The organism is Caproicibacterium sp. BJN0003, from assembly GCF_026314295.1.
Classification (GTDB): Bacteria; Bacillota; Clostridia; order Oscillospirales; family Acutalibacteraceae; genus Caproicibacterium.
In genome coordinates this window covers 1622230-1639025 of the sequence record NZ_CP111108.1, presented here as the reverse complement: position 1 = coordinate 1639025, position 16796 = coordinate 1622230, and the positions used below count along the sequence as shown (strand labels likewise).

15 protein-coding genes are annotated in these 16796 nt (G+C 43.1%); 13 read left to right on the top strand and 2 right to left on the bottom strand.

Going from position 1 to position 16796, the window contains the following annotated elements; translation table 11 throughout:
- Positions 1 to 15 precede the first annotated feature (15 nt).
- From brxL to OP489_RS08005, 9 genes are all read left to right on the top strand, one after another.
- On the top strand, positions 16 to 2091 hold the full coding sequence (gene brxL, locus OP489_RS08045; RefSeq protein ID WP_266161449.1) for a protease Lon-related BREX system protein BrxL: 2076 nt from the start codon (positions 16 to 18) through the stop codon (positions 2089 to 2091).
- Positions 2092 to 2109: 18 nt separating this feature from the next.
- Complete coding sequence (locus tag OP489_RS08040) at positions 2110 to 2646, top strand: hypothetical protein (protein WP_266161448.1); 537 nt, start codon at positions 2110 to 2112, stop codon at positions 2644 to 2646.
- A 1-nt stretch (position 2647) separates the two neighbouring features.
- A complete protein-coding gene (locus OP489_RS08035; RefSeq protein WP_266161447.1) occupies positions 2648 to 3532 on the top strand; it encodes a Kiwa anti-phage protein KwaB-like domain-containing protein in 885 nt (294 codons plus the stop codon).
- 553 nt (positions 3533 to 4085) lie between these two features.
- Positions 4086 to 4664 carry a TetR/AcrR family transcriptional regulator gene (locus tag OP489_RS08030; RefSeq protein ID WP_266161446.1) on the top strand — a complete coding sequence of 193 codons (579 nt, stop codon included), beginning with the start codon at positions 4086 to 4088 and terminating at the stop codon, positions 4662 to 4664.
- A gap of 2 nt (positions 4665 to 4666) precedes the next feature.
- Positions 4667 to 6031, top strand: a complete 1365-nt coding sequence (locus tag OP489_RS08025) for an MATE family efflux transporter (RefSeq protein ID WP_266161445.1) — start codon at positions 4667 to 4669, stop codon at positions 6029 to 6031.
- A 754-nt stretch (positions 6032 to 6785) separates the two neighbouring features.
- Positions 6786 to 7127, top strand: coding sequence for a transposase (locus tag OP489_RS08020; RefSeq protein WP_236875328.1), 342 nt, complete (start codon positions 6786 to 6788; stop codon positions 7125 to 7127).
- A complete protein-coding gene (locus OP489_RS08015) occupies positions 7127 to 8032 on the top strand; it encodes an IS3 family transposase (protein ID WP_416232442.1) in 906 nt (301 codons plus the stop codon). The genes OP489_RS08020 and OP489_RS08015 overlap by 1 nt, the downstream gene beginning before the upstream one ends.
- Positions 8033 to 8171: 139 nt before the next feature.
- Positions 8172 to 9575 carry a GntP family permease gene (locus OP489_RS08010; protein ID WP_266161444.1) on the top strand — a complete coding sequence of 468 codons (1404 nt, stop codon included), beginning with the start codon at positions 8172 to 8174 and terminating at the stop codon, positions 9573 to 9575.
- A gap of 55 nt (positions 9576 to 9630) precedes the next feature.
- A complete protein-coding gene (locus tag OP489_RS08005; protein WP_266161443.1) occupies positions 9631 to 10779 on the top strand; it encodes a glycerate kinase in 1149 nt (382 codons plus the stop codon).
- 254 nt (positions 10780 to 11033) lie between these two features.
- Here the strand turns inward: OP489_RS08005 and OP489_RS08000 are convergent, their stop codons facing one another.
- On the bottom strand, positions 11034 to 12185 hold the full coding sequence (locus OP489_RS08000; RefSeq protein WP_266161442.1) for an antiporter: 1152 nt from the start codon (positions 12183 to 12185) through the stop codon (positions 11034 to 11036).
- A gap of 552 nt (positions 12186 to 12737) precedes the next feature.
- Entirely contained in the window at positions 12738 to 13778 is a 1041-nt protein-coding gene (locus OP489_RS07995) for a M23 family metallopeptidase (RefSeq protein ID WP_266161441.1), read from the bottom strand.
- Between the two features lie 265 nt (positions 13779 to 14043).
- Here OP489_RS07995 and OP489_RS07990 point away from each other — a divergent pair, with 265 nt between their 5' ends.
- The 4 genes from OP489_RS07990 to OP489_RS07975 all read left to right on the top strand — a co-directional run bounded on the left by OP489_RS07990 (position 14044) and on the right by OP489_RS07975 (position 16736).
- Positions 14044 to 14643: a uridine kinase family protein gene (locus OP489_RS07990; RefSeq protein ID WP_266161440.1), complete on the top strand. Its 600-nt coding sequence runs from the start codon at positions 14044 to 14046 to the stop codon at positions 14641 to 14643.
- A 22-nt stretch (positions 14644 to 14665) separates the two neighbouring features.
- Positions 14666 to 15205 (top strand): ECF transporter S component, encoded by a 540-nt coding sequence (locus tag OP489_RS07985; protein ID WP_266161439.1) that lies wholly within the window; start codon positions 14666 to 14668, stop codon positions 15203 to 15205.
- Positions 15206 to 15351: 146 nt separating this feature from the next.
- Entirely contained in the window at positions 15352 to 15819 is a 468-nt protein-coding gene (locus tag OP489_RS07980; RefSeq protein WP_266161438.1) for a DUF6323 family protein, read from the top strand.
- Positions 15816 to 16736, top strand: a complete 921-nt coding sequence (locus OP489_RS07975; protein WP_266161437.1) for a DUF6179 domain-containing protein — start codon at positions 15816 to 15818, stop codon at positions 16734 to 16736. The genes OP489_RS07980 and OP489_RS07975 overlap by 4 nt, the downstream gene beginning before the upstream one ends.
- Positions 16737 to 16796 lie beyond the last annotated feature (60 nt).

Here is a 16796-nt window from a genome sequence, read left to right as displayed (position 1 = left end):
AAGGAGGATTCCGCGATGGATATAGATTCAACCCAATACACACCGGAAACAGATGATGCAAATGAAGTCATTTATCGAAAACTGCGTGAGCATTTCGACGGAAAGATTGTTCGCAAAGACCTGACCAAGGCTATCAAAGAAGGCGCGAATGTGCCTGTCTACGTCTTGGAGTTTTTGCTTGGGCAGTATTGCTCCTCCGACGACCCGAACATCATTGAGAGCGGTGTTCAGAACGTCAAGCGAATCCTCTCCGAGAACTTCGTGCGACCCGATGAAGCGCAGAAGGTGCTGTCCGGCTTACGTGAGCGCGGTAGCTACACGGTCATCGATCGTCTAACTGTGAGCCTAAACATTAAACTTGACCGCTATGAAGCCGACTTTTCAAACCTCGGTATCCGCAACATTCCCATATCTTCGGACTATGTATCTAAGTACGATCGCCTGCTATGCGGTGGTATCTGGTGTATTGTCGGGCTTGAATATGAGTACATCGAGGAAGACAAGAAGTCCACGCCAATCCGCATCATGAAGCTGACCCCGATTCAGATGCCGCACATCGATATGGACGAAATAAAGCAAGGCCGTCGCGCCTTTACCAAGGACGAGTGGATAACAGTTCTGCTCCGTTCCACAGGCATGGAGGCCGACCGCTTCACAGATCGCGAGAAGTGGCTGCAACTCGCCAGGATGCTTCCACTGATTGAAAACAACTTCAATCTCTGCGAACTGGGACCACGCAGTACAGGCAAGTCGCATCTATACAAGGAAATCTCGCCGAATAGCATCCTCGTGTCGGGCGGGCAGACCACGGTCGCCAACCTCTTCTACAATATGTCGAGCAAGCAAGTTGGGCTTGTCGGGCTTTGGGATTGTGTGGCTTTCGACGAGGTAGCAGGCATCACCTTCAAGGACAAAGACGGCGTTCAAATAATGAAAGACTATATGGCTTCCGGCTCGTTTGCCAGAGGCAAGGAAGAAAAGGCGGCGTCGGCTTCAATGGCTTTCGTCGGTAACATCAACCAGAGCGTGGACGTGCTGCTGAAAACCTCGCACCTTTTTGATCCGTTTCCTGAAGCGATGGCGTATGATACGGCATTTCTCGACCGTATGCACTGTTATATCCCTGGTTGGGAAATTCCAAAGTACCGCCCAGAATCGTTCACCGACGGTTACGGTTTTATCACCGACTACCTCGCTGAATTTATGCGACAGATGCGGAAAGAGCCGTTCGGCGACGTGTGCGACAAATACTTCCGGTTTGGCAGCAACCTGAATCAACGTGACGTTATTGCCGTCCGCAAAATAGTGTCCGGCTTTGCCAAATTGCTCTATCCAAACGGCGAGTTCACCAAAGATGAAATTGAAGAAATCCTAACTTTCGCCCTCGAAATGCGCCGCCGTGTTAAAGAGCAGCTTAAGAAAATTGGCGGCATGGAGTTTTACGATGTGAACTTCTCCTACATCGACAACGAGACTTTTGAGGAGCGTTATGTTTCCGTTCCGGAGCAAGGTGGCGGAAAGATAATCCCCGAAGGAATGACTAATCCAGGCAATGTCTACACAATCTCGCAGGGCAAGAGCGGTATGATAGGTGTATACCGCCTTGAAACGCAGATGCTTCCCGGCAACGGCAAGTTCGAACGCACTGGGCTTGGCTCCGACCGTGACGCAAAGGAAGCCACAAACACCGCGTTCAACTACCTGAAAGCAAGCGGCAACCAGATAAGCGGTCAACTCAGCACGACCACGAAGGATTACATTATCAACTACCAAGACCTTAACGGCATCGGGATGACGAAGTTTCTGACCCTGCCGACAGTGATAGCACTTGCATCCTGCGCCCTTGGCAAACCTACTCTATCAAGCCTTGCAGTCCTCGGTGAAATCAGCATCAGTGGCACAATCCTCAAGGTAGAAGAACTGGCGAGCGTCCTGCAAGTCTGCCTCGATGCCGGAGCAAAGAAAGTATTAATACCAATAACATCAGCCGCCGAACTTGGAACGGTTCCGTCAGACCTTATCGGCGCATTCAGTTTAATATTTTACTCAACACCGCAGGAAGCAGTGTTTAAGGCTTTGGGCGTGGAATAAACGACAGGAGAAAAAATAGTGGCAAATGGACTTCAACGGGCAATTTATAATCTTGCCAACGCTGTCCCGCTCGCGGTTATGACGGCGTTGGCTTGGTATCTTGAATTTAAGACTTGGCGTATTCCGATCATTCTGCTCACAGCAGCTGTAGCTGTGACAGTTTTGTTTGCTTTTTGCTTTTACTATGGGAAGAATAACTGCTCGGTTAAAAGCATTAATGTGTCAAAAATCATTTCAAAGGATTCATGGTTAGTAGCTTATGTGATTGCCTATGTGTTACCGTTCGCATATATGGTTATGTCAGATTACAATATCGTTTCGCTTATAGTGGTCGCGCTTATGCTTGTTTTAGTTATTATTCCAGCAATTATGGCGTTACCGAACATCCTCCTGTTTTTTGTAGGCTACCACTTCTACGAAATTGAAACGGAAAGTACCGGTGTGGGGGATTATATGCTTATTTCAAAGCGACGACGAATTCGAAATAAAGCCGATGTAAAAACGGTTATGAGAGTCTTTGAAAAACTGCTTATAGATACAAAGGGGGAAAAATAAAATGTTCGATAACAGTTCAATTATGGTTCTATTGAACGATGGAAATGAGAACCCGGTTCAGTTGCTGGAAGTAGACAAGACTACGCAAGCGGCGATTTGCAGTAGTTTTTCAGATGCCGCCGTGCCATTACTTTCGGGCAAGCAAATCGTCCCTTTTGACGGTAGCTATAAGCCAAACGAGGACGAGGGCTTGTCTATCTGCAATTTTCACCTACCAGAAGTTATAACCGATGCGGTCAGAAACCCGCTTGGATTACAGACCTTTGCCTACAACAAAGATGCAGAGCCAGATATAAGAGCAATTTTTATTGGTGAACGTACAGAGGCTGATAACACTGAGATATTCAACGTTGCTTTTCAGCGTTTCCGCAAGGAACAGTATCTTTCCACAAAAAAGTTCAGCCTGTTCTATGACCAAGACACTTTTATTCTTGAGAATCGGTGGGGCATCGGGATTACAGATACTATCGATTGTGTATTCACTCAGATGGAACTTCGATTTTCCTCATATTTTTATGCTCGCCAGATATTTGACCTGAGCGAGTATTATCGCTCCGCAACTGATGCTGAAGTTCAAAGCTTCAGCGGATTGGACTTGTTGAGTCTTGCGGACAAAGACCAGTTTCAGTCAATGGCTGATACTTGGATACGCCGAAAAATTGCAGCAATAAATGACTCAGGCGTTCTCAAGAACAATACAGCAGCTAAAATAAAGAAGTTGGCACAGAGTTGTGGTTTGGAAATTACCGTTGAAAATAAAAAACTGATCATCCCGGCAGACAAGAAAAAACTAAAAGAGATTTTAGGCTTCCTTGATGATGAAGTTTACAAGGGCGCTTTTACAGAGGAAACATACATCACGAATTCAAAGAGAAAAGTGCAATAACCTTCACTAACGATTGATACCCTTGCTTACGAATTGTCAGTGATAATGCACACTGTACCAATACTTTAAGCATTTGCTAACGGAAGCGGTGGGCTTTAGACCTTACATTGACTTGTTCCCAAGAACGCATTGAACTTTTAATATACTGTGGACATATTCCCTCGGACGGAAACAGCCCATAAAAACCATTATCGACCTATTTCCCTGCACTGAAAATCAACAAAACACATACCCGACATCAAACTGATGCTATCGTTCCATGTTGAGGCGGTATGTTTATTGTCAAAAGTTGATGCAAACGAGCATATTGAAAATTGATCTCAACAGGAAGTAAGATAAATGTGACTGCCGTCGAGAGTAAAATGATTTATAACTAAGACCTATGTACTGGAAAAGACCAGTCTGAAGGGTTCTACAATAAAAACATTGCCAGGCATCTGTATTTTTACAAGTGCCTGGTTTTTTGTCTGCAAAAAAGTGAGCACTTTATTGACAAACTAACGCTATTAGTTTAATATACAACTAATAGCGTTAGTTTTTGGGAGGCGAAGAAATGGCACAGAAAGGGTTAAGCAGGGAAGTGCTCATTGATGCTGCAGTAAATGTCATCGAACGATATGGACAGAACAATTTTTCAATGAAGCTCGTCGCGGACGAATTGGGCGTGAAGACTGCCTCACTGTATAACCATGTAAAAAATATGGAGGAGTTGTTGGTGGGGGTGTGCAATTACGCGCTGAAATTGCAAAAAGGCGCAGAAATGCAGGCAATCAAGGGCCTAAACCGGGGGCAGGCAGTTTATGCACTGGCTGAAGCTTATCGGCGCTTCGCAAAAGAGCACAGAGAGCTATACTGGCTTGTCATGAACGTTGCGGCTTCCGACAGTCATGTACTGGATGAGGCTGCTATATGCATCACGGAGCCAATTGTAAAGATGTTGGCAGATTATGATATTGAAGAAGACGAAAAGATACATTTTCGGCGTTTTTTCCGTAGTATTGTGCATGGTTATGTTTCAGAGATGGATGCCGGATTTTTTTCACATTCCCCAGCGGATACAGATAAGACCTTTCATTTTGCAATCGCATGTTTTATCGATAGCCTGGACCGTGCGGAAAAGAGGCGGCATTGAACGTGGGAACAGAAAAAGAAGACCTTTTTTCTTCTATGCCAGAAAAAAAGGCGGTGCTCACACTAGCGGTTCCGACTGTCATCAGTCAGGTTATTACCGTCATTTACAATATGGCAGATACGTTTTTTGTAGGACAGTTGGATGACCCTAACCAGGTGGCGGCGGCGACGCTCGCAATGCCGCTCTTTATGGTCATGACCGCTTTCGCAAACCTGTTTGGAATCGGCGGCGCAAGTCTTATTTCCAGATCCCTTGGAGCGAACGACAGAGAAAAAGCTTCACACTGTTCTTCCTTCTGCATTTGGACAGCTATTGCTGCCGCATTTATTTATGGTGTCTCTGTGCTCATTTTTCTTCCGGCCTTACTACCGGTTCTCGGCACGAATGACGGAACGTGGGAGTATAGTTCGGAGTACATATTTTGGACAATCGGCATCGGTGCCGTTCCTACGGTACTGAACCCTGAACTCGCTCATCTTGTAAGATCAGAGGGCTATTCGAAGCAGGCCAGCTTGGGTGTGGCATTTGGAGGAATTCTTAATATGGGACTTGATCCGCTTTTCATTTTCACTTTTAAGATGGAGATTATGGGGGCGGCAATTGCAACTATGATTTCAAATACGGCTGCCGTAGTTTACTTTTTTTGCTTTATCTATAAAATTAGGAATGTTAGTACAATAACGATGTCGCCCAAACTGTATACACTCGAAGATCATATCCCTGGGGAAGTGCTGGCGGTGGGATTGCCTAGTTTTATCATATCTATGATGGCTACCATATCGAATACTGTCCTCAATAATATTATCTCTACTTATTCAAATGAAGCCGTCGCCGGGATGGGAATCGCAAAGAAAATTGATCTAATGGCGTTTGCAATTGCACAAGGAATGACTCAGGGAACGCTGCCCCTGATCGGATATAACTATACCTCGGGGAACAGAACAAGAATGATGTCAGTGATCAAAACGCTGCTTTATGCTTGTCTGGTAATATCGCTTTCCGGTATGACAATCTTGCTGCTCACTGCTGCACCGATTACACGCCTGTTTATTGACAATGCTGAAACGGTGCAATACGGGCGAACTTTTCTCAGAATCATTTGTCTTGCATGCCCAACAACGGCAGTCAATTTTTTTGTTATTACAGTGTTTCAGGCCACCGGAAAAAAGATCCAGCCGATCATTCTGTCACTGCTGCGCAAAGGAACAGTTGACGTTCCTTTGATGTTTTTGTTCGATCATCTCATGGGTATAAGCGGGATAGCGTGGGCAACTCCAGCGGCAGACATGGTCGCGCTTGTCGTGTCAGGCGCATTGGTGATACCGTATTTGAAAAAACTCAGAATGGGCCAAGTTGAGCTGCGCTAAAGAATGAAACAGCATTGTACTAGAAAAATTTTTATTTCTGCGGAAGACGAAAATTAAATAGAAGACGGTACTTTCATTTCAATATGTACAGACTGATAAACCGAGACTGGATCATAGAAGCCTCAGTTTGTCAGTCTTTCTTTATTTATGCCACTAACTTGTTTCGTTATGGCATTAAGTAATATTCCTTACCGCTTGCAATCTCCTTTGACTTGCGATCTGCTTTTGTCTCCAAAAAATTAGAGAAGGCTCAGATACCTTTTTCGACAGATATGAGCTATAATAAATATCTAAGTATTCATTTCTCTGTTTTTCAACAGATTTGGGAAAGAAAACTTGCTGGTATGCTTATCTCTACGTGAAGTAACAAACAAATTTCTTAGAAAATCAGTTTAATTGTCAAGCAGCACATCAACATTATGGATGAAAAATTATGGATGAAAACGTCGATATTATCACCAGCATAGATCCAAAATGGAGCGATAATTTACATGTGGGGACGAAAAAATCATTGATGAGCATTTGATGGAGTTCTGTGTAAGGGAAGAGGATGAGACTCCTACTACATGTGCCGCAAAACGTCTTTTCATTCATAAAAATATCTTGCAATACAAACTGCGAAAACCGACCTCTATTTCCACTCATTATAACATTAACAAGTGGAATAATGATGTTGTATCATAAAAGTTGACACCCTATTCTCAAGGACTTTGATATATAATCATAATCAATACGAGAACAGGAGAAACAACCTATGGCACAAAATCAAAAATCTTATGACAATGAATTTAAAGCACAAGCTGTAAAACTTGCTCAGGAAATTGGTGGGCATAAAGCAGCTAACGAATTAGGGATTCCCAAGGGTACTATGTACACCTGGATAAAAGCCTTCAAAGAAGGTCGTCTCAGCGCAAATGACGCGGTTCATACGCCTAAGAATGCCTTATCTCTTAACGATGAGCTTATCGAACTCAAAAAGCGCATTAAAGAGCAGGATAAGGAAATCCGTCGTTTAAAAGAAGAAAATGAATTTCTCGAAGAAGCCAGTGCTTTTTTCGCAGCCAGCCGTCGGAAGTCAGCAAAAAACAGAGACTGATGTTTATTGCAACCAAAACTGATGACGGCGAGATTAAGGGCAAAATTTCTTTTTATTGCAGAGTGCTTCATGTTTCCAGACAAGCATTCAATAAATACCTAAAAGCAAAGGATGCTCCATGGAAATATCAGGAATTGGTAGATACAATGCTTGATATTTGTAGTGAGGATGAATGTAATGACACTTATGGAAGAATCCGTATGTATCAGGCATTACAACTCAAACAGCCGGAGGGTATACACATTCCCGGCGAGAGAACTGTTTATCGTGTCATGGACGAAATTGGTCTTAATCACAAACCAAAACGCAAGCCTAATGGTATTACTAAAGCTGACAAAGAAGCCCGGAAATCAGATGATTTAATAAAACGTGACTTCACTGCTGAAAAACCTCTAAAAAAATGTATTACTGATATGACTGAAATAAAAGCTTCTGATGGAAAACTGTATGTTTCAGCCATCTTTGACTGCTACGATTTAGCGGTATTGGGTCTTGCCATGGATACAAATATGAAAGCTCCCCTTTGTGAACAAACCTTAGATAACGCTTATAGAGCCTATCCTATGCTTAGGGGAGCTATTCTTCACAGTGACAGAGGTACGCAGTATACCAGCGGGTTATATCGTAAGGCAATCAACAAATATGGCATTCTTCAAAGCATGAACAGTGCCGGTGGCAGATGCCATGACAATGCCAGATGTGAAAGTATGTGGGCAAGATTCAAAGAGGAATTACTTTATGGACGTTACGATACCAGCTCAATGACAGTAGAACAGTTAAAAACTCTTATTTGGAGATACTTCATCGGCTATTGGAATAACCGGCGAATCTGTTCAGCTAACGGTGGCTTACCTCCGATGGTTAAGCGACAGCAGTACTATGATTCATTGCAGGAGGCAGCATAAGGTCGAACATTCTTGAGAAAAAAGTGTAAACCAATATTGACAATATCATAATTTTGTACTAATATAATATAAATTAAGCGAATACATACCTGTTTTTATGCATAGTTATTTTGCTTAATTTTTAGAGGGGGTAGAAAAAATGTCTGGGTTTGGGTTAATCATTGCATTTATCATCGCAGTTATCGCCATGATTTTGGCAATCTCTAAGCTGAAAGTTCATCCATTCTTAGCGATTATGACCATTTCTCTGCTGCTGGGTTTGGTTGCGGGGATTCCTTTGGTCGATACGAAAAAAGCAGATGGAACCACCGTGCTGGGACTTGCCAATGTAATTGGAGCCGGTTTCAGCGGCACTTTCACCAGCATCGGCATTGTTATTATTCTTGGTGCGTTGGTCGGAACAATTTTGGAAGAGACAGGAGCTGCTTTTAAGCTTGCTGACATGGTAATCCATGTGGTCGGACCAGATCACCCGGATGTGGCTATGTTGATCATGGGCTGGGTTGTTTCCATTCCTGTCTTCTGCGACAGCGGATTCGTCATCCTGAATCCAATCCGTAGGGCTTTGGTACAGCGTACCCGTAAAAGCAGCGTTGCGATGACGGTCTGCTTGGCGGGCGGCCTTTATGCTTCCCATGTATTTATCCCTCCAACACCGGGTCCAATTGCAGCCGCAAATTCGCTTGGCATCGGTGACAATCTGCTTTTGGTTATGGGACTGGGCGCGCTTGTCTCCATTCCGGCGCTGATTGCTACATATCTCTATGCAGGTCACATCAGCAAAAAAGTTCGGGCTGCAGACGAAGCGGATGTGGAACCGGCTGACGGAGAAATTGTTAAAACATACGATGAAATCCTGAAAGAATATGGTCGGCTGCCAAACGGAGCACTTTCGCTTAGCCCAATTGTTGTTCCAATTCTTCTGATGGCTCTCGGTTCTATTTCTTCCATGGCGAAGTGGTCTGGTTTTGGCGCACATTTGTGCAATTTCCTTGGAACGCCAATTATTGCACTTGCTGTTGGCACATTGTTCGGAGTATGGCTTCTCGTGGATATGCATAAAATAGATCATTTTTATGATGTTACCGATAAGACTCTGAAAACGGTTGGCCCTATTCTTTTCATTACCGCGGCGGGCGGCGTCCTCGGAAAGGTGATAGCCGTTTCCGGGATGGTGCAGTATATCACGTCCAATGCTCCGTTGCTCCAGAGCGTCGGGATTTTCTTCCCATTCCTGCTCGCGGCGATTCTGAAGACCGCACAAGGCTCTTCGACGGTCGCTATCACCACCACGGCCGGCATTATGGCTCCGCTGATGACCGTACTCGGGTTACAGTCCCCTGTTTCTACGGCGCTGACAGTGATGGCAATCGGTGCAGGCGCCATGACGGTATCACACGCAAACGATTCTTACTTCTGGGTTGTCACGAACTTTGGTTCCATGACACCGGAACAGGGATATAAGACGCAGACGATGAACACGCTAGTAGAAGGTCTCGCATCTATGGTCGGTGTATTTGTCCTTTCTCTGATTCTACACTGATGTCAGGAAAATGTGTTTGTCGGGAATAATTGCATGAATGGGGGAAATCCGTTTAATGAAAAAAGTCATACTGATACCAGATTCTTTTAAAGGGACGATGTCTTCGTCTGAAGTCTGCAATATTATGAAGAAAGTAATACTGAATTATTTTCCCAACGCCAAGGTACTCAGTATCCCTGTAGCTGACGGTGGTGAGGGCAGCGTGGATGCCTTCCTTTCCGCTGTTGGTGGGCGGAAGGTTCCCCTTGTTGTAAAAGGACCATATTTTGAAGATATCCCGGCTTTCTATGGGGTGCTTCCCGATGGAACTGCCGTGATAGAAATGGCGGCGGCCGCAGGGTTGCCGTTGGTTGGTGAAAATCGTTCTGCTGGCAAAACGACCACCTTTGGGGTAGGGCAGTTAATTGCGCATGCCGCGAAATCCGGCTGTCACAAAATCATTGTCGGTTTAGGCGGTAGTGCGACGAACGACGGAGGTGCAGGAGCTGCCGCTGCATTGGGAATCCGCTTTTTTGACGAAGGCGGACACGAGTTCGTTCCTGTCGGGGAAACGCTTGGAAAGATTACTTCTATTGATACGAGTGGATTGAATGCTGACCTCAAAGGCATTGATCTTATCACAATGTGCGACATTGACAATCCGCTGTGTGGTTCCCATGGAGCTGCAGCTGTCTTTGGGCCTCAAAAAGGGGCTTCTGAAGAGGAAATCCGTCTACTTGACCGAAACCTCAATCATTTGGCTGAAATTATCCGGTGCGATCTTGGAAAAGACATTCGCTTCCTTCCAGGTTCGGGAGCGGCAGGTGGTATGGGCGGCGGGATGGCAGCTTTTTTTGGCAGCTGTTTGCAGCCGGGAATCGAGACTGTACTTGATGTCGTTGGATTTGATGATAAGATCCGCGGAGCAGACCTTGTGTTTAGCGGAGAAGGAAAATTGGATTCTCAGTCTCTCAGAGGAAAAGTTATTGTAGGGGTGGCCCACCGCACCCAAAAGCAGGGGGTTCCGCTTATTGCTATTGTCGGCGACATTGGTGACCAGATTGAAAATGCTTACAGAGAAGGAGTCAGCGCTGTCTTCAGTATCAATCGCGTAGCGGTTCCCTTTTCAGAAGCAAAACAGCGTTGTAAGGAAGATCTGGCCCTTACGATGGATAACCTTATGCGCTTTTTCAGGATGCTGCAAAAACATCCAGATCTGCAATGAAGAAATTCGCAATTATAGGCATTAAGAAATGAATTAGGCAACATGTTTTGACAGCGTCTAAATGGATATTATGGATACCTATCAAGCAGGAAAGTCAAGAACAACAATACGAAGTTTGGGTCACTCTTTATATGCAAAGAGATGCTCCTAAAAATAAGAAACGCTGTGACTCATAAGTCACAGCGTTTCTTATTTTTATAGGTAAGTAAGAAGGGTAAATAGAAATTAAAATTTCACTTAGTTCATAATTAAAGTTAATGCAGCAATCCGACCATAATTCGTGGTAATATAACCAGACCTACAGTAGCAATTGGCTGGCATGCTGCGTAGAAAGCAGCTACTTTGTCATTCCCAGAAACCAACATAAGTGCATTAAGTGCAGGTGCTGAAGTCATAGCACCTGTGGTTGCTCCAAGGGAAGCAAAGAGAGGCATTTTGAATAGATACCTAGATACAACAAATGCGGCCAGTATGGCAACAACGCTCATTAATACGCCTACCAAGAATAATGTTATACCATATTGAGATAAGGTGGATACAAATTTCGGGCCAGCAGCAGCACCATTTGCTAAAAGGAAAAGAGAAATTCCGAAGTCACGCATGGGGACCAGTGTGGTTTTAGGTGCTTGGAAATTGATTTTTCCGATTTTGCCGATGGCAGATATGACGATGCCTGCTATGATTGCGCCGCCGCCGTTGCCCAATGAGAAGGTTAAGCCACCGCCGACAGGAATTGCAATCGCTCCAAGCATCACACCGAAAGCAATTGTAATGCATACTACAAAAACGCCCGGGGCATCCATTGTAATCAGTTTTGCATTTTTTAGTCCGGCCAAACGTTTAGACACAGGTGGATCTGGTATTTTGGCATTTTCTTCCTCAACATTTGCTTTGAAAAGCTTTGGAATAATCTGTACAAATAGCACAATACTGATGATACCGAATACATACGCAAGTGCATAGCCTACACCTGCTGCCGAATCAGAGCCTACAATTTCCAATGTAGAAGTCAGCGAAGCTGTGCAGGTGAGTGCGCCTGCCATAACGCCAAGTGATAAATCAATTGGAAGATTGAATATTTTTACTGCCATGGCGATTGTTACTCCGGCAGATAAAAGAATAGCAAGAGTGGTTGCTATAAATCCCCAAAAATTAGCCTTTATGTTTGTTACAAAAGAAGGACCAGCTGAAAGTCCCACACAGCCCAAGAACATAACAAGTCCTATAGAGCCCAGCACATCAGGAATTTTCATCCCGAAGCTGCCAAGAATAAGGGCTACAATTAAGACACCGGATGTCCCAAATTTAAGCCCACCAAAAGATATTCGTCCAAATAGATACCCCAATGCCAATGCAAGAAAGGCCATAAAAACGCTATTGCTTAAAAGCTTGGTTAAAAAGCCCATATTTTTGTTTCCTCCATATCATATTTCATGTTATTATCTCGCTTCTTACGCAAAAATATAAGTTGCCCTAAAAACTCATGATGCTTAGTGATAACTTTTCTAAATCCCCGGCCAGAAGGCGTTTCGCTTTTGAGTTGCAAACCCGTGAAAGTAAAAATCATATGATAATCATCGAGCGAAACGTTATGTGGATTTCATCACCTCCTAGGGGCCCCAATATGTCATTTTAATTAAGCACTAGAACAACTTTGACAATGGTCCTATCTGTTATACAACAATTACAGCAATTTGCACAATATATTAATTCACTTCATGTTAATTTAACAATAAAAAAGGGTAAGTAAACTTATAATTTGTAAGTAAGTAAATAAAAAAACCACCAGAATAGCTCCCATAAGATGAATTTTACAAAGATCATTTTAAGGGGGGCGAAAACTGATGGTTTAGAAAAATATAATAAATTTTATGTTTTGCAGCCTAATCTAAATACTTGATTATACTGGGGGGTGTGGGATCGATTCACAGAAGCGAAAGTATCCCCGGAAAATCAGATTACGGATTCTCAGTGTTTTGAAAATCGTAGACGCGTTGATAATCTTTCGTATTGGGAATCTTTGCAACCAGGGATTGATGGCGTGAAAGCAGTCGGCAAAGCGGGTAGACATCTACCCAGATTTCATTGTCACTTTCTTTCTGAGACTCGTCAAAAACCAGCTCTAATCCGAAATGAAGGTGAGGTTCTGTAATATTGTTGACGTTTTCTTTGGTGCTGTATCCGGTGTGACCAAGGTAGCCAATTACATCTCCTGCTTTAACAGAAGAGCCAACTTTTAAATCGGATTGATAAGGATAATTCTGTCGTAGATGTGCGTAATAATAATAGCGCTGTTTGTCAAGACTTCGGATTCCAATCCGCCAGCCTCCATATTGATTCCACCCGAGAGCTTCGACTGTTCCACTTTCCACGGCAATAATAGGAGTGCCGATTTGTCCCATCATATCATGTCCAAGATGTTGTCGACGATAGCCATAAGTACGGCTTACTCCAAAATCATCAAATTCAGAATATGGAAATCCTTTTGCGATAGGAGAATAAGCGGAAAGTCCGTATTTTTGTTCCCAACGCTTCCCATTTGGAGCGGATTCATCCGGGACTTCCTCTTCGAAATTTCCGACTAGTCCATCTAGAACAGCACCATATGCTTTTCGATAATAGGCATAGTAAGAGAGTCCTTCGGACAGTTCGGAAACAGACGAACCATTTTGTAGCTTTTCAGCGTCTTCATCCAAGTGCTTTGGAGAAGAACTTGTGAATTTTCCACCGGTGCGGGCGGCTTCTAAACTTAAAAGGTCTACCCAGTTAACCGGTTTATTTTCTTTATTCCCCTTTATATCAAGAGAAAGTGCGCAATCCAGAGATTCAAAGTTCACATTGAATTCTACATAGTGAATAAAATCTTTTTTTGGCTCCGGTGTGGTGGCTGCATTTTGGACAGCTCTATTGCACAGATCAAAAATTCCGAAACAGAGCAGAAAAGTCAGAATAAAAAATCCTACAAAGAAAATTTTCTTTTTTTTAAAATTCCGAATCATGAGATTCCCTCCCAATAAAACGCTTTCTAAAGAATTTATGAGAGGGAAAAGAAATCTATGCCTTCTCCAAAAGATGCTGCCAATTGTTTATTTAATAAAGTGAAAATATGTTTGGAGATCCATTATAGAAAATCAGACGGATTTTATAAAATTGAATTCAATTACATGGTACACTTGTGTCTTTTTGACGGTTTCTTTTTGAGGCGGATACATGTATAATTAAACCGAATTTTAGGTTTAAGATAAAATAAAAGGAGAGAATATTTTGCGCGAAGAAGAAAAAGCACTGAAAGAAGTGCAGAAACTTTGTGAGAGACTGCGAAGAGATGGCTGTGCTTTGCTTGCGATTGATGGTCGCTGCGGAAGTGGAAAGACAACTTTGGCGGAATATTTGCACCAACAATATGAGTGCCCAGTGGTTCATATGGATGATTTTTATCTGCCGAAAAATCACAGAACAAAAGAACGTCTGCAGATACCGGGTGGAAATATTGATTGGGAACGTTTCCTACAAGAGGTGCTGCGCCCGCTAAGAACCGGAAAGCCTGCGGTTTATCGGCCTTATGATTGCAAAGAGAATACATTTGGAGAGCCTAAAACAGCCTGTCCGGGGCCTTTGACAATTATTGAGGGATCCTATAGTATGCATCCAAGTCTGCGGGTGTTCTATGATGACGAAGTGTTTTTGACCGTTTCCAAAGAGGAACAGGAACAGCGAATTCTGAAGCGCAGCAATCCGGAAATTTTACAGCTTTATAAAGAAAATTGGATTCCGATGGAAGAACGGTATTTTTCCAACTATCGAATTGCAGAAGGATGCAGTCTAGTGTTGAATACAACTGGATATCATATTCCTTCTTTTTAAAAGACGGAGAAAGGAAATTTTTATGAAAAAAAGAGCAACTGTGCCGTTAACGATTTCTGCGCTCTGCTTGGCTGGCGGTGTTATTTTGCCGCAGGCATTTCATTTTTTACCAATTCCAAATGCAGGGGTGATCCTGTGCCCAATGCATATCCCGGTTTTGCTTTGCGGAATCCTCTGCGGATGGCCCTGGGGACTTTTATGCGGGATTTTAACCCCCCTTTTGTCAAGTATAATTACCGGGATGCCGCCTTTGTTTCCTACGGGAGCTTCAATGATTTGTGAGCTTGCAACTTATGGGATTCTCTCTGGACTTCTTTATCAGATGACGCAGGGGAAAATCTATGTGACCCTTTTCGTGGCTATGCTGGGCGGCCGATTTGTAATGGGGATTTCCAGTTTGCTATTTTATAATCTTGCAGGAAAAGGCTATACATTTGAACTCTTCCTTACTTCCGCTTTTGTTACGGCATTGCCTGGAATTCTTTTGCAGTTGACACTGATTCCGCTTTTGGTCGTAATCCTGAAAAAATCCAAACTTTTTCCCGCTCAACAGAATTCTTAATCTTATATTTAAAAAGATCCGTTTTGCATAAAAATATGCAAAACGGATCTTTTTTTCTGCCTTTATATTACCACAAATTGGGCCTTTTTTCAAGTCTTGTTTTTTTCTTCCTAAGGGTGTAAGAACAATATTAGGGGGGATTACACATGAGATCGGATTTTACAATGGTACCCAAAAAGCTTGAAAAAAAAGAACTGCTCGGATTAATGCAGGACTGCAATCAGATAACGGAGAGATTCGGACTTTCTCTTTCGGACAAACAAATTCAGAATCTGGAGGAGCATCGGATAAAAGCACTTCAAAATACCGGGCGGATTGAATTTGGCGAGGGAATTTTAAAAAAGCTTGCCTATGCGTTTTGTGATTCTCCGTTTCTGCTTCCGAATTCCTATGAGGAGACTTTAATTGAACTGCAGGATCTGTTTTATTATTTTAAAACAGAGTCTATGGAACGGATTTCTGACGATGAATTGATCGAAGCGATGAAGGAAATTTATAACGGAAAAGCACAGGGCTCTCTTTCTTATCTTTCGCAGACAGCCTTGGAGGATCTTTGCCGAAATCTTCGATTTGATTCGTTTGATTCTGTGGATGGGAGGGATCCTGAAGAATGACAGAGACACTTCGGTTTACAGGGACAGATTCTTTTTCTGATGAATCTGATTCTGCGCTTTCAGAAGAGAGTCTTCCTTTTCAAACATCGATCTGGGAGATCCTAAAAAAACAGGTGCGCCTTTATACCATGGGGGAAAGCAGCTCTCTCCCGAAAGAAACCGTCAAAGAACTTTTTTCATCCATTTGTTTCCTAACGGATCTGGGTGCTGCTCCTAAAGGAAAAGAGCAACCCTTGAAGCTGAAAAACATGAATGCAGAGGAACTCTTTGAGCGTGGAAAAAAGCGGGCCGAGTGGGAAGTTCGAAGAGGAAAGAGACTTTGGAAAACTGCCTGTATGAGTGCGCCAAAAATTTCAAACCGTTCCCTTTTTGATACACTGCAGGGGATCGGTGCTTTTTGGAAACAATATGATGTTCGTTTCTTTGCACATCAGATTCCTTGCTATATTGACTATCAGTTGATGAATCCGGTCCCAGAGTCTCTTTCCGGAATTTGTTATCTTAACGAATATCTTCATTGCCTCTTGATTGAGAATCGCTTTTTGCTTCATTTTGATGTAGAGCGAATTGAAAAACTTTTACAGGTTGTCGAGCCGGATTATCAGGAACTTCTTATCAATCTTACAGAGCCGGTTATGATACAGGCACTCGGACTTTCTATCCTGAAAAAAGAGCCGTATGCACTTGATTTGTCACCTCAAGAGCAGAAACAACTGCAGTTGTATTTGCAGGCTTTATCGGAAAAAGAAATGCGTCAAGTGCTTTCTGATGCGGTTTTATGGCTTTGCAGATTATTAAAAATAGAGGGACATGATGATTACGCGTATTTTTTAAAGACAGCAGAAGATGCTTTTCCGAGGCTTAATGCAGCCTGTAGCGCAAAAGAATTACAGAACCTTTTTCCTCATATTGCTTAAAACTATTCATTGAAATAATGGATGCAAAATAAAAAAGCACTCTTCATTTTGTTAAAAAAT

What these genes read in the sequence shown, in the direction of transcription:
- OP489_RS07985 (WP_266161439.1), top strand. Translation starts at nt 14,666, where the DNA reads ATGAAAAAAAGAGCAACTGTGCCGTTAACGATTTCTGCGCTCTGCTTG.
- OP489_RS07975 (WP_266161437.1), top strand. Translation starts at nt 15,816, where the DNA reads ATGACAGAGACACTTCGGTTTACAGGGACAGATTCTTTTTCTGATGAA.
- OP489_RS08015 (WP_416232442.1), top strand. Translation starts at nt 7,127, where the DNA reads ATGTTTATTGCAACCAAAACTGATGACGGCGAGATTAAGGGCAAAATT.
- OP489_RS08030 (WP_266161446.1), top strand. Translation starts at nt 4,086, where the DNA reads ATGGCACAGAAAGGGTTAAGCAGGGAAGTGCTCATTGATGCTGCAGTA.
- OP489_RS07995 (WP_266161441.1), bottom strand. Translation starts at nt 13,778, where the DNA reads ATGATTCGGAATTTTAAAAAAAAGAAAATTTTCTTTGTAGGATTTTTT.
- OP489_RS08020 (WP_236875328.1), top strand. Translation starts at nt 6,786, where the DNA reads ATGGCACAAAATCAAAAATCTTATGACAATGAATTTAAAGCACAAGCT.
- OP489_RS08005 (WP_266161443.1), top strand. Translation starts at nt 9,631, where the DNA reads ATGAAAAAAGTCATACTGATACCAGATTCTTTTAAAGGGACGATGTCT.
- OP489_RS08010 (WP_266161444.1), top strand. Translation starts at nt 8,172, where the DNA reads ATGTCTGGGTTTGGGTTAATCATTGCATTTATCATCGCAGTTATCGCC.
- brxL (WP_266161449.1), top strand. Translation starts at nt 16, where the DNA reads ATGGATATAGATTCAACCCAATACACACCGGAAACAGATGATGCAAAT.
- OP489_RS07980 (WP_266161438.1), top strand. Translation starts at nt 15,352, where the DNA reads ATGAGATCGGATTTTACAATGGTACCCAAAAAGCTTGAAAAAAAAGAA.
- OP489_RS08000 (WP_266161442.1), bottom strand. Translation starts at nt 12,185, where the DNA reads ATGGGCTTTTTAACCAAGCTTTTAAGCAATAGCGTTTTTATGGCCTTT.
- OP489_RS08035 (WP_266161447.1), top strand. Translation starts at nt 2,648, where the DNA reads ATGTTCGATAACAGTTCAATTATGGTTCTATTGAACGATGGAAATGAG.